Here is a 12,648-nt window from a genome sequence, read left to right as displayed (position 1 = left end):
GAGATATCAGGTAGTTCATGGATCCGAGAGAACGTCGTAGCAGCCCCCGCCAACCAATCAAGCTTGCCGCCCAGATTGATCTGGGAACCGGTGAAGCCTGGCCGTGTCAGATCGCCGATTTCTGTGCGGAGGGTCTGTTCGTCCGCTATTCGGGTGAAACCTCGAAGAAGCTGGATCGGGCGTTTGCTTCCGGCATACCCCCAGAACTGGTGATACGTTTTCGGGGTCTGGATGGTGCGCGCCGCCACGAGCTTCATGTCAGTATTGTCCGTCGCATCGATGGCGCCATGGGGGTCAATTTCAGCAGGCCCAACCCGGTAGCCGTGGATGCCATGCTGCAGCAATGCGGGGGCTCCCGAAGTCAGGATCGCTCCTCGCTCCGCGCGCCCAGTGACCGCGTACAGTTTGTCCTGCACCAGTCCGCCAAGGCGGTGACCCAGTTTATCGAGCCGTTGATGGACGCCTGTTTCGTGCAAATGGTGGAGGGTCTCAAACTGGCGGCCCAGAGAGCGGTAAATGATCAGCAGGCCAATGAATACATGGATGCTTCGGGCCAGATTCAGGCCCGGCAACGGGTCATCTGGCATCAGATGGCTCGCAGCCTGGAATCACCACTTAAGCCCGCCCCCAAGGGGTTTCCGGGGTCCGAGCTGTCCGTGGTCGACAAGGGCGAATTCGAGGACTGGTTGACGATCCGGGTGATGGTGACCAAGGCGGATACCCAGTATCGGGGCGATCTGCTGCAGCTCAAGCTTCGCCTGGACAAACTTGGCATCGCGAACGCCACGGGACACCACAATCCCCTCGGGCCCTCCCTGGTCTGCGAAGCCTTCCATAATGGCCTCAGCCAGCTCAAGGCGACCCGGGAGGTGGAGAAAGTCTGTCTGCGGGTCTTTGAGCAGACCGTGTTGCAACAGCTGGGACCTCTTTACAAAGAACTCAACGATATTCTGATTCGTCACGGTGTTCTGCCGGACCTGGATCTCAGCAAGTATCTGAGCGAGCAGGCCGGGGCAAAGCCGGAGACACAACAAGAGCCCGCGGAGCCCGAGCCGGTTGCCGCGGAGAGTGCTGCTGCAGAGTCAAAGCCGAAGGCGGGTGCCGAAGACGCCGGACAGCCCCAGTCTCGTCGCAGAGCCGGCATGCTGGGGGGCGAGTTTCGGGGTTATGCCCAGGCGGCCCAGACTGCGTTCGCCACGGTGCGTAACCTGCTGAATACCCTGAGCGCGAGCCGTGTGGCCCGGGGCGATCCGGAGCCTTTGCCGTTCCAGCCCAATGCCAGGCCTCTGTCGTCCGGAGAATTCCAGCGAGAACTCCAGCAGCTGCAATCTCAGCCCGTGGATACTGGCGAGGAGCTGGCTCCCCTGAAGGAGCGGGTGGTAGAGAAAGTAAAGGCAAGCGGTGATAACCGGCTGGATGAAGAACAGCAGGAAACGGTCGATGTGGTCGACCGGTTTTTCAAATCGGTGGTGGAAAGCCCGAAGCTCAGCGAGTATGCCCAGCAGCGCATGCGGCAGCTGGAAGTGCCCGTTCTCAAAGTTGTCATGAGGGACCCTGCGTTCTTTGACGATCAGGATAGCCCGGTACGCGGGGTGATGAACCGTCTGGCCCAGCTAGGGGTAAAGGGCGGGCGCATCAATCCGGTGGTTCAGCGTCGCGTGGATGAGCTGGTAGAGCGCATTACAACGGACTTCGAGCAGGACACCGGGGTATTCGAGCAAACGGTCCAGGAACTGGACACCCTGATTGATCGCCAGAATCTTGTCTATCGCCGGAATGTCGAGCGAGTGACAGCGGCCGCAGAGGGGGCCCAGAAGGTAGCCGAGTCAAAAAAGGCTGTGGCCGATGTTCTGGACAACAAACTGGGTGGGCGCAAGGTGCCAAAGGCGGTAATCAGCCTGTTGGATGGTGGCTGGCGGGATCTGCTTTCGCTGACCTGGATCCGGCAGGGGCCTGACAGCCAGCTGTGGCATGATTACCTGGCCGTTATCGATTCGCTCCTATCCTTCGCTGATGATCCGAACAGCTCCATTAATCTGCCCGAGCTGCTGCGGGTAATCCAGGATGGTCTGGCCTCTATTTCCAGCAACCACATGCCTTCTTCGCAAATCCGGGACGAGCTCAAGCAGTTCCTGGTTCGCAGTCCGCAAAAAAGCCCCGAACTGGTTGAAGTGCCAGTGGCAAAACCGGAGCAACCGGATGCCAGAAAACTGTCCGACCGGGAGCAACGAAGTCTTCAGCGCTGGATCAACCGGGCGCAGAAATTGCGAACCGGCGACTGGCTTCGCGACCAGGAAAAACCGGACGAACCCCAGTACATTCGTCTGGTCTGGGTGGCCCGCGGTTTCAGCCGCTTTGTCTTTGTGAATCACCAGGGCATGCGAGTGGTGGAATTGGAGCTGGAGTCCCTGGCCCGGCAGATGCGAAAAGGCATCATCGTGCCTGATAGCCAGTATGAACGCCCGCTGGTGGACGAGAGTATCGATCGCATGGTCCGCAAGGTCTATGACCAGTTGTCCTGGGCCTCCACCCATGATGAATTGACCGGCCTTCTCGGGCGTCGCGAATTCGAGCGCATGCTCGATCAGCAGTTGGCCCGTCGGGAGGATGAGCGCTCCCTCGTGCGCCTGGATCTCCGCAGGTTCCGCCTGCTGAACGACACCGCCGGCTACCAGGCCGGTGATGAGACCCTGAAGCGGGTTGCCGATATCCTGCGCAGCCACGTCGGTGACGGTATGCCCGTGGCCAGACTTGCGGGCAATGAGTTTGCCATGCTGGTGCCGTCCGAGAGTGCCAGCGACGCGGCAAGAGATCTCATCCGGGCAGTGGAGGCCGCCGAGTTCAGTTTTGGTGGTCGCGACTACCGGCTCTCAGCCAGCGCCGGTGTGGTCCCCACGTTGCCGGCCCTGGTCAGTGCTGAACGCTGGTTACGGGCGTCGGAGCAGGCGCTTGCCGCGTCTCGCCAGCAGGGCCACGGGAAGGTTTCGGAGTATGCCCTGGACGCCGATGACCAGGCCCGTCAGGAGCAGATTGCCGCCAAGGTTGCCAGCCTCAGCGACCTGAATGAGGAGCGCATGCTGCTGCGTTGCCAGAAGATCATCCCTCTGCATGCGAAGTCCTCCATGGCTGCGCAGTATGAGGTGCTGATCAGCATGTACGATGACGAGGGCAACCTCATTACCGGTCGGGACTTCGTGCGCATGGCCGAGCGTTATGACCGTATGCAGGCCGTGGATCGCTGGGTTGTTGGTCACATGCTGGACTGGCTCAGGGAACAGGCGCCGGACCCGAGGCATTTCGGCGGCGTCTGCATCAACCTGTCCGGCTATTCCATGAATGACCAGTCGCTGCTGGAGTTCATCTACGAAAAGCTGAGTGAGAAAGATGCGCCTATCGAGCGGCTGTGGTTCGAGATTACCGAGGCCTCGGCGATTAACGACGTCCAGTCAGTGGCAGACTTCATCATTGAGATGAAAGAACTTGGCTGCCGGTTCTGTCTCGGCAACTTTGGCAGTGGCCCCAGTTCGTTCGAGTTCATGCGTTCGTTACCGGTAGACCTGATTAAGATCGACAGCGCCTTTACCGGCCAGCTGTCGACCAGCGAGACTGACCGGGCAATGGTGCGCTCAATGGTGGATATGGCCCACTACATGAACCGGGAAGTGATTGCCTCCCAGGTTGAATCCCGGGACGTTCTGGACATGCTCCGACAGCTGGGTGTGGACTACGCTCAGGGCTTCGTGGTTGAAAAACCCCGTCTGCTCGACAGCCTAACCTGATTCCGGCAACCTGCCTCTATGTCAAAACGTCATCCCATCATCGCGGTTACCGGTTCGTCCGGAGCGGGCACCACGACCACCGGCCAGATTTTCAGCCGGATGTTTGCCAGTGAGGGGCTGAACGCCGCAATGGTCAGCGGTGACAGTTTCCATCGCTACAACCGTGAACAGATGGCCAGGCTTGCGGCCAAGGGCCAGTTCGGTGAGCGCAACCACTTTGCGCTGGCCGCCAATCACATCGACAAGCTGGAAGCACTGTTCTACGACTACGGCCACACCGGCAACGGTCGGTATCGTCAATACGTTCACGATGAGGATCGCAGGCTGGTTGAAGCCGGGCACAAGCCCGGCACCTTCACGCCCTGGGGGCCTTTGCCCGCCGATACCGATCTGCTGTTTTACGAGGGGCTTCATGGGGGTGTGGTCAGCGAAACCTGCAATATCGCCCAGTATGTGGACCTGCTGATCGGTGTGGTTCCGATTGTGAATCTTGAATGGATCCAGAAGATCCACCGGGACACGCACAAGCGGGGCTACAGCCAGGAGGCGGTGGTGGAAACTATCATCAACCGCATGGATGACTATGTGCACGACATCGTGCCCCAATTCTCGCACACCCACATCAATTTCCAGCGCATTCCCCTGGTCGATACTTCCAACCCCTTTGTCGTCCGGGAAGTTCCCACTGAGGACGAAAGCATGCTGGTGATCCGGTTCCGGGATCAGTCAGAGGTGGACTTTCCCTATCTGCTGCAGGTGATTGCAGGCAGCAGCCTGTCGAGACACGACACCCTGGTGGTTCCGGGCACAAAAATGCCGCTGGCCATGGACCTGATCGTACGGCCGATGGTGCAGCGGCTGATGGCAAGAAAGCCGTTTGCCTGAGGCCGTCAGGCCGTCAGGCGTCCATCCCGGTAATCCCGGAGCGTCTGTTCGATCTCTTCTCGGGTATTCATCACAAACGGACCATACTGGACCACCGGCTCGCCGATCGGTTTGCCGGCAATCAGCAGGAGTCGCGCTCCGGCTTGCCCCGCATGGAGTTCGATCTGGTCGCCGTCGTCGGAAAGAACGTTTGCGGCGCTTCGCTGCAGCGAGCTTTCCCCCAGGCTCGCGCTACCCTCGTAAAGATAGAGCATGGCGTTGTGGCCTTCCGGAAGGAGCAGTCTCAGGCTCCCATCGGATGCCAGGTGAATATCCGCGTAGATCGGCTGGGTGGTGCGATCGGGCATCGCCCCTGCATGGGCCTGGCCATCGATCTGTAATGAGCCGGCAATGAGCTTCAGTTTGCCACCGTCGAAGGCAAGCTCCGGAATCTCTTCCGGCTGGATGTCCCGGTAGCCGGCCTTCGTCATTTTTTCCGCCGCTGGCAGGTTCAGCCAGAGCTGAAAACCGCGCATCACGCCTTCTTCCTGCTGGGGCATCTCCGAATGGATGATGCCGCGACCGGCGGTCATCCATTGCACACCACCATTGCGCAGGTCGCCCCGGTTTCCGAGATGATCTTCATGCAGCATGTGCCCCTCGATCATATAGGTCACGGTTTCGAACCCCCGATGGGGGTGCGAGGGGAAGCCTGCGATATAGTCGGCGGCCTCGGCGGAACCAAACTCGTCCAGCATCAGGAACGGGTCAAGGCGAATGTTCTGTTGCTGGCCAATGGAACGCTTGATGCGCACGCCGGCACCGTCGGACGTTTCCAGGGCGGGTATGATCTGTTTCAGGGAGCGCAGGGTCATGATGTCCTCCTCTCGTTAGCTCTTGGCTCTATTTAAACGGGATGGGAGGAGAGAATAAAACGCAGAAATCTGGGGGGTGACATCAAAAAAACTGAAGGACCCGTGACGCCCCGGGCGGGGCGCCACAGGAGGCGATCATTCGACGTTGCGGGAATAGAAGATTTCCAGCATTTCCCGACGCAGACGGTCCTCGATGGACTGCGCTTCGGCGGGATCAAGATCACCGGCGTTCACCCCGAACACATAGTTATCGAGGTTGAAGTTCTTCAGCATCATCTTGGTGTGGAACAGGTTCTCCTGGTACACGTTCACATCGATCATCTGATACGCGTTCTGGGTATCTTCGGTCAGGTAGTTCTGGATCGAATTGATATCGTGATCAATGTAGTGCTTGGTGCCGTCCACATCACGGGTAAAGCCGCGAACCCGGTAGTCCACGGTAACGACATCAGAATCAAAGCTGTGGATCAGGTAGTTCAGCACTTTCAGCGGTGAGATCAGGCCACAGGTGGATACGTCGATGTCAGCGCGGAAGGTGCTCACGCCATCGTGGGGATGGCTTTCCGGGTAGGTGTGCACCGTGACGTGACTCTTGTCCAGGTGGGCCACGATGGTATCCGGCAGCGGTCCGGGAGACTCTTCGTTGTCGGGCTCTTCGCCATTGGTGAGCTCGTGCTCGGCGATCAGCATGGTGACAGATGCGCCATGGGGCTCGTAGTCCTGACGCGCGATGTTAAGAACGTTGGCGCCGATAATCTTGACGACGTCGGTCAGAATCTGGGTCAGGCGCTCGGCGTTGTACATCTCGTCGATGTAGTCGATATAGGCCTTGCGTTGTTCTTCGGTCTGCGCATAACAGATGTCGTAGATGTTAAAGCTCAGGGATTTGGTCAGGTTGTTGAAACCATGCAGCTGGAGTTTTGATTCCATGCTCAGCCCCTCCGGATCGTGGAGATGAATGACTGCAGAGCTGCATTGCTGAGCTCTGCCGAGGCCGCCACCGACTACTGACCGGGTTGTTCACCTTTTGCGCAGACCGGCGGAGAGGGTGCGTATTATGCACACCGCAAGTGACGTTGAATAGTATTCGCAATGACATTTTAGCATTCGTGATTTCCCCTGCATCCGGCCCGGGGAATCGGTCCATGAGCGGCCCTGGCGAGATTTCTCACACGTGTTATGACGCCTGGTGAACCTCGTAGCTGTGACTGATCTCGACGCCGGCCTTCTCAAGCATGATAGATGCGGAGCAGTACTTTTCTGCCGACAGGCCCACGGCCCGCTTGACCAGATTGTCTTTCAGGCTGTTTCCGGTTACTACGAAGTGCAGGTGAATGCGTGTAAACACCGCCGGAACCGCGTCGGCCCGCTCTGCTTCGAGCTCGGCGTGGCAAGCGGTCACGTCCTGGCGGCTTTTCTTCAGGATGCTCATGACGTCGAACGCCGAACAGCCTCCGAGCCCCATCAGCAGCATTTCCATGGGGCGCGGGCCCAGGTTCTCACCGCCGTGGTCTGGCGGGCCATCAAGCTGCACGCTGTGGCCACTGCCGCTGGTGGCTTTGAAACTGGCGTTGCCGGTCCAGTCTACGGTTGCTTTCATGGGACGACTCTCCGTTGTGATGACGCGGGACCAACTGGTGTGTTGGCCCCGATAAAGATGACCTGTGGCCGGATGCTAGCACAACCGGCTTCGCCAGGCAGGCCGATCTCGGATACATGTTGTATACTCTTTCCGGTTGCCCGCAACAGACCTTCTTGTTATAAGTTGCGCAGTTTTGCAGTAAAAAAGAACGAACCCGCAAGGAAAGCCGGGTGCATAACAAACATTGGGACCCGCCAGTATCTGAGGAGGCACGACTCGCATTATGGCCACTATCGTCAAGCCGGTTGAGCAGAAAACAAAGCATCTCGACTATTTCCTTTCGCAGTGCCATCGCCGCCGTTACCCAGCCAAGAGCACGATTATCTATGCCGGGGACAAGAGCGATTCCCTGTTCTACATCGTCAAAGGCTCGGTGACGGTTATCATTGAAGACGACGATGGTCGCGAGATGATCATGGCCTACCTGAACGCCGGTGACTTTTTCGGTGAAATGGGACTGTTCGACAACATGGATTCCCGCAGCGCCTGGGTAAAGGCCAAGACCGAGTGCGAAGTGGCGGAGATCAGCTACACCAAATTCCGTGAGATTGCCCAGCAGGATCCCAGGGTTCTGTATTTCATTGGTGAGCAGATGGCTTCCCGCCTCCGCCAGACCACGCGCAAGGTGGGTGATCTCGCGTTCCTGGATGTGACCGGTCGGGTCGCCCGCACCCTGCTGGATCTCTGCAAGGAACCGGATGCCATGACCCACCCGGACGGCATGCAGATCAAGATTACCCGCCAGGAAATCGGCCGTATCGTGGGTTGTTCCCGGGAGATGGTTGGACGGGTTCTGAAGACCCTGGAAGATCAGGGCCTGGTTCGGGTCAAGGGCAAAACGATGGTGGTGTACGGCACCCGCTGAGTCTCCGTATAGCAGAGCATCGATGTAGCAAGAAAGGCCGCTGATATCAGCGGCCTTTCTGGTTGGGGCAGGGGCGCCGGTGTCAGTCGGCCAGGGCCACGGACTTGATCTGCATCCACACCTGCCGGCCGGGTTCCAGAGCCAGCTGGTCAACAGCCCGGGTGGTCAGTCGGGACATGACCGGTGTGGGTCCGGCGAGCAGGCGGACGATACTGACGCCGGGGGTAACGTCCGGCTCAATCCGGTCAATGGTTGCCGGAACCAGGTTCTGGATGCTCTGGTCAGGGTTCTCTTCCAGAGCCAGGCTGATGTCCCGGGACAGCAACTGGATCCGGACCCGATCCCCGATTTTCATGCCGTTGTCCCGGCGCAGCCACAGGGAGCCACCGTCGAACTCAAAGCGCGCCAGGTGCCAGCGCTGATCCAGTTCTCTTATTGTCCCCTCCACAAGCACGCCCGCGTCGTCCTCGAGACGGAACGGGTTATCCATGCGTGCAAGTGTCTCCCGGGTCGGCCCGCTGGCTAACACCTTGCCGTCCTCCATGACCACCAGATGGTCGGCGAGCCGGGCCACCTCTGCGGTAGAGTGGGAGACATATACGATCGGGATGGCCAGGGCGTCCCTAAGACGCTCCAGATAGGGCAGGATGTCGTGTTTGCTGGCTTTGTCCAGGGCTGACATCGGTTCGTCCATAAGTAACAGCCGGGGACTGGTCAGCAGCGCGCGGGCTATCGCTACCCGCTGGCGCTCGCCCCCGGACAGGCCTGCGGGCATACGGTCCAGGTGGCCGCCGAGTCCCAGCCAGTTCACTGCCTCGTCAAACCCGATCTGCCGGTCCGTGGCCGGAATACGCCGGTATCCGAATTCAAGATTCTTGCGCACGGTCAGATGGGGAAACAGGTGGGTTTCCTGGAATACATAGGCGAGGGGACGTTTATGAACCGGCAGGAAAGTATCAGCGCTTTGCCAGTGTTCGTCGAGAACGGTCATGGCTCCCTCTGCGCGGTGAAGGCCCGCCATACAGCGCAAAACAGTGGTCTTGCCGCAGCCGGAATGCCCGAACAGGGCGGTGATGCCCGTGCCGGGCAGGGTCAGGTCAACGTCCAGACCAAACCCGGGAAACGCGCAACGGAAGCGGGCAGAGATGCTTTTCTTTTCGCTCATCTCAGTGCTCCCGACCGGGCCTTACCGTTGAGAGCGTAGAGGGTGACCAGAACCACGAAGGAGAACACCACCATGCCGGCAGAAAGCCAGTGTGCCTCGGTGTATTCGAGGGATTCCACGTGGTCATAGATAGCAACGGAGAGAACTTTGGTTTCCCCGGGAATGTTACCCCCGATCATCAGAATCACGCCGAACTCGCCAATGGTATGGGCGAAGGTCAGTACGGCGGCAGTGAGGAAACCGTTGCGGGCAAGGGGCACGGCAACAAACAGGAAGCGATCCCAGGGCGCGGCGCGAAGCGTGGCAGCGACCTCGAGGAAACGGTCGCCAACCGACTCGAAGGCATTCTGCAGCGGTTGCACCGTAAACGGCAGGGAATAGATCACGGAAGCCACCACCAGACCCTCGAAGGTAAACGGCAACAGCCCGATGCCGAGCGACTGGGTGACCTGGCCAACCCAGCCTTCCGGCCCCATCACCAGCAGCAGGTAAAAGCCAAGGACCGTGGGCGGCAGAACCAGAGGCAGCGCGACCACGGCCGCCACCGGCTGGCGCAGCCAGTGCCGGGTTCGGGCGAGCCACCAGGCGATGGGCGTGCCTATCAGCAACAGCAGCAGAGTGGTTGTCGTGGCCAGTTTCAGGGTCAGCCAGACTGGATCCCAGTAGGTTTCAAACATCAGTTGATCGCGTCATGTCCTTGGTCGTAACCATAGCTCCGGATGATGCCGATGGCAGTATCGGATTTCAGGAAATCCATCCAGGCGCGGGCTGCTTCATTGCTGGCGCCCCGGTTCAGCAGGATGGCCTGCTGGTCAATGGGCTGGTAATAGGCCTGAGGCACCTGCCATAGGGTGCCGGCATCCTCGTCCCAGACTTTCACCTGGGAAGCGGCCACGAAACCGGCCTGGGCATTGCGACTGACAACAAACTGGAACGTCTGGGCTATGGAATCACCGCGGACCAGTTTCGGTTGCAACGTTTGCCATTGGCCGATGTGCTCAAGAACCTGCTGGGCAGCCAGGCCATAGGGTGCGGTTTTCGGGTTGGCGATGGCCAGTCTGGCGAAGGGTTGCTGCTCCAGATAGCGCGGGGCATCCTCAAATGCATCGGGCGCCGGACTCCAGAGCACCAGCTTGCCCCGGGCATAGGTAAAGCGGGTTCCGTTGACCCCGGCCTGGGCCTCTTCGATCAGCTCTGGCCTGAGCACGTCGGCCGCCATGAATACGTCGAAGGGCGCGCCGTTCCTGATCTGGGCGTAAAGTTTGCCGGTAGAGCCAAAGCTGGCGGATACCCGGTGACCGGTTTCCGCTTCAAAGTGCCTGGTCAGTTCCCGGGTGGTATCGGTGAAGTTTGCGGCCACACCAATACTGACTTCGCCGGCGATGGCTCCGGAAGCAAAACTGAACAACACGCACAGGCAGGCGAAAGCCCGGGTTATTGGGTGGCAGATTCTGGTGCGGCGTTCATGGGGCTCTGGCATGGAGCAGGGCTTTCTGTTCGGCGGTTGATTGGGCAGACGCATTGTCCCTATGCAGGCACAGGGAATGCAAGTATTGCCACACCTCGTCCCGGTTGGTTTCGTTGAGCATCTCATGGCGCCCGCCCTCAAACAACCTCAGGGTCACATGGCCAACGCCCGCCTCTCGAATGGCCTGAAAGTGCTGGCGCACGCCGCGACCCATTTCACCAACCGCGTCCGCCGTTCCAGAGAACAGGTGCACAGGCAGGTCTTTGCGCCAGGTCGGCGGTTTGATGGCCAGCATGCCGCCGATAAAATCCAGCCAGAGCCCGGTTGAGCATTGGAACCCGCAAAGCGGATCGGCAACGTAGGCGTCAACCTGGTGCGGATCGCGGCTGAGCCAATCGGCATGGGTCCGGTTGGGGCGGAACCGGCGATTGAACTGCTCAAACGTCATGCGGGTAATCAACGGGCTGCGGTGCCGCTTGCCCCGGAGCAGTCGGATCAGGCCGATCAGGGCCCGGGATGCCAATAGCTGGCCTCGATCAATCCGGTTGGTGGCGCTCAGGATCAGGGTATCCAGGGAATCACCGTGCCTCTGGGCGTAACCCTGGGCAATGAACGAGCCCATGCTGTGGCCCAGCAGGTTGACCGGCAGCCCGGGAAACTGTGAACGGGCGTGCTGGACCACCTGGTGCAGGTCGGCCAACACGCTGGCCCAGCCGTTCTGGTCCGCATAGTGCCCCAGGTTCTCGACTCCTGAATTCGGGCCATGGCCCCGGTGGTGAAAGGTGATAACGGCCATGCCGCGTTCGCAGAGCCAGCGAGCGAGGGACTGGTAACGGTCGCCATGCTCGGCCATGCCGTGGCTGATGATCAGAAGGCCGGTGGGAGCCGTCGGGGTAAAGACTGTTCCGGCTATACTGTGGTCATCACCACTGCTCAGCGTCAGAGGGTGTTCGTTCGTTGTCACGACCCGGTTCCTTGTTGTTTTTCTCCGCAGCCGGGCGTTGCCACTCCGGCGGTTTCCATAGATGGGTAAGGCGAGACAATAATCCGCCGGGCTGTGCCATGTCGCGGAACAGGTCCACGTATTCGTGGGTCCAGAGCACAATCAGGTTATTGGAGCGAACAGGCCGGGTGATGCCGTATTCGGGCGGATCCTGGGCATTTTCATCGACAAACGTGCCGAACAGGCGATCCCACACTATCAGCGTGCCGCCGTAATTACGGTCGATGTAGCCGGGATTTCGGCCATGATGGACGCGGTGATGGCTGGGCGTGTTGAACACCAGTTCGATCCAGCCGGGCAGCTTCCCGACCAAAGTGGTGTGAATAAAGAACTGGTAGACCAGCGACAGGGCATAGGCTACGCCGATCCAGACAGGATTGAGTCCCAGCAGCGCCAGGGGCAGGTAGAACACCCACATGCCGTTGAAAATGTTGGTGGCATTCTGGCGCATGGCAGTGGAGAAGTTCATCCGCTCGGAGGAATGGTGAACCACATGGGCCGCCCAGAACCAGCGTACCCTGTGACTGGCCCTGTGCATCCAGTAGAAACAGAAGTCCACCCCCAGAAAAGCCAGCAGCACGGTGAATCCGTTCAATTCCAGATCAAACAGCCGGTAGTGGTAGCACAGGGCATAGACAGGGAAGGCAATGAGGCCGGCGAAGAGCAGTTCGGTCACCTGATAGCCGGCGCCTAGGGCAAAGTTTCTGACCGCCTCACGGGTATCCATCAGCTGCGGATCGTGGCGAATCTTCAGGTATTCCCACAGGGTAACGCCCACAAAAACCGGTGTTGCAATCACAAAGATCAGTTGGCGTTCATCCAGCGCCAGCCACGGCGCAGCCATCGCCCAGAGAGAAAGCAGGCCGCTGTCTTCCAGTACGGCCAGTATCATGTCGGTCAAAGCCATCGGGTTTCTGCCGGTTTCCTCATCAAGTCCGTTTATTCTGGCACGTAACCCGGAAACCGGAATGTCGGTTCACGCCAGAT

General features: G+C 59.5%; 11 protein-coding genes. 3 read left to right on the top strand and 8 right to left on the bottom strand.

The features are described from left to right. The first annotated feature begins 17 nt into the window (after nt 1–17). Both KYE_RS11475 and KYE_RS11470 read left to right on the top strand, forming a co-directional pair. Entirely contained in the window at nt 18–3,779 is a 3,762-nt protein-coding gene (locus KYE_RS11475; protein WP_008173443.1) for a DUF1631 family protein, read from the top strand. 18 nt (nt 3,780–3,797) lie between these two features. Then, nucleotides 3,798–4,664 (top strand): phosphoribulokinase, encoded by an 867-nt coding sequence (locus tag KYE_RS11470; RefSeq protein WP_008173441.1) that lies wholly within the window; start codon nt 3,798–3,800, stop codon nt 4,662–4,664. Between the two features lie 5 nt (nt 4,665–4,669). Here KYE_RS11470 and KYE_RS11465 read toward each other — a convergent pair whose 3' ends face one another. The 3 genes from KYE_RS11465 to KYE_RS11455 form a co-directional block, all read right to left on the bottom strand. Next, the gene (locus KYE_RS11465; RefSeq protein WP_008173439.1) at nt 4,670–5,518 is read right to left on the bottom strand and encodes a pirin family protein; all 849 of its coding nucleotides are present in this window, start codon (nt 5,516–5,518) and stop codon (nt 4,670–4,672) included. A gap of 135 nt (nt 5,519–5,653) precedes the next feature. Next, nucleotides 5,654–6,448: an adenosylmethionine decarboxylase gene (gene speD, locus KYE_RS11460; RefSeq protein ID WP_008173437.1), complete on the bottom strand. Its 795-nt coding sequence runs from the start codon at nt 6,446–6,448 to the stop codon at nt 5,654–5,656. Between the two features lie 247 nt (nt 6,449–6,695). Next, complete coding sequence (locus KYE_RS11455; RefSeq protein ID WP_008173433.1) at nt 6,696–7,118, bottom strand: OsmC family protein; 423 nt, start codon at nt 7,116–7,118, stop codon at nt 6,696–6,698. Between the two features lie 265 nt (nt 7,119–7,383). On the opposite strand from KYE_RS11455, the gene crp reads away from it, so the two are divergent. Next, entirely contained in the window at nt 7,384–8,025 is a 642-nt protein-coding gene (crp, locus tag KYE_RS11450) for a cAMP-activated global transcriptional regulator CRP (RefSeq protein WP_007153756.1), read from the top strand. Between the two features lie 82 nt (nt 8,026–8,107). On the opposite strand, the gene modC is transcribed toward crp, so the two are convergent. Genes modC through KYE_RS11425 form a run of 5 tightly spaced genes read right to left on the bottom strand, consistent with a single transcriptional unit; the run spans nt 8,108 to nt 12,568 of the window. Next, entirely contained in the window at nt 8,108–9,190 is a 1,083-nt protein-coding gene (gene modC, locus KYE_RS11445; RefSeq protein WP_008173427.1) for a molybdenum ABC transporter ATP-binding protein, read from the bottom strand. Beyond that, the gene (modB, locus tag KYE_RS11440) at nt 9,187–9,867 is read right to left on the bottom strand and encodes a molybdate ABC transporter permease subunit (protein WP_008173425.1); all 681 of its coding nucleotides are present in this window, start codon (nt 9,865–9,867) and stop codon (nt 9,187–9,189) included. Before modB ends, modC begins: the two co-directional genes overlap by 4 nt. Beyond that, entirely contained in the window at nt 9,867–10,670 is an 804-nt protein-coding gene (modA, locus tag KYE_RS11435) for a molybdate ABC transporter substrate-binding protein (RefSeq protein ID WP_008173423.1), read from the bottom strand. The genes modB and modA overlap by 1 nt, the downstream gene beginning before the upstream one ends. After that, the gene (locus tag KYE_RS11430) at nt 10,654–11,622 is read right to left on the bottom strand and encodes an alpha/beta hydrolase (RefSeq protein ID WP_008173421.1); all 969 of its coding nucleotides are present in this window, start codon (nt 11,620–11,622) and stop codon (nt 10,654–10,656) included. Before KYE_RS11430 ends, modA begins: the two co-directional genes overlap by 17 nt. Beyond that, entirely contained in the window at nt 11,582–12,568 is a 987-nt protein-coding gene (locus KYE_RS11425; RefSeq protein ID WP_008173420.1) for a sterol desaturase family protein, read from the bottom strand. Before KYE_RS11425 ends, KYE_RS11430 begins: the two co-directional genes overlap by 41 nt. Nucleotides 12,569–12,648 lie beyond the last annotated feature (80 nt).

It is taken from the genome of Marinobacter manganoxydans MnI7-9 (genome assembly GCF_000235625.1).
Lineage (GTDB): Bacteria > Pseudomonadota > Gammaproteobacteria > Pseudomonadales > Oleiphilaceae > Marinobacter > Marinobacter manganoxydans.
Note: the sequence above shows the minus strand (reverse complement) of the source record. Positions and strands in the feature narration are given on the sequence as shown.

Coding starts and splice junctions, on each gene's coding strand:
- KYE_RS11475 (WP_008173443.1), top strand. CDS start 18: ATGGATCCGAGAGAACGTCGTAGCAGCCCCCGCCAACCAATCAAGCTT.
- KYE_RS11470 (WP_008173441.1), top strand. CDS start 3,798: ATGTCAAAACGTCATCCCATCATCGCGGTTACCGGTTCGTCCGGAGCG.
- KYE_RS11465 (WP_008173439.1), bottom strand. CDS start 5,518: ATGACCCTGCGCTCCCTGAAACAGATCATACCCGCCCTGGAAACGTCC.
- speD (WP_008173437.1), bottom strand. CDS start 6,448: ATGGAATCAAAACTCCAGCTGCATGGTTTCAACAACCTGACCAAATCC.
- KYE_RS11455 (WP_008173433.1), bottom strand. CDS start 7,118: ATGAAAGCAACCGTAGACTGGACCGGCAACGCCAGTTTCAAAGCCACC.
- crp (WP_007153756.1), top strand. CDS start 7,384: ATGGCCACTATCGTCAAGCCGGTTGAGCAGAAAACAAAGCATCTCGAC.
- modC (WP_008173427.1), bottom strand. CDS start 9,190: ATGAGCGAAAAGAAAAGCATCTCTGCCCGCTTCCGTTGCGCGTTTCCC.
- modB (WP_008173425.1), bottom strand. CDS start 9,867: ATGTTTGAAACCTACTGGGATCCAGTCTGGCTGACCCTGAAACTGGCC.
- modA (WP_008173423.1), bottom strand. CDS start 10,670: ATGCCAGAGCCCCATGAACGCCGCACCAGAATCTGCCACCCAATAACC.
- KYE_RS11425 (WP_008173420.1), bottom strand. CDS start 12,568: ATGGCTTTGACCGACATGATACTGGCCGTACTGGAAGACAGCGGCCTG.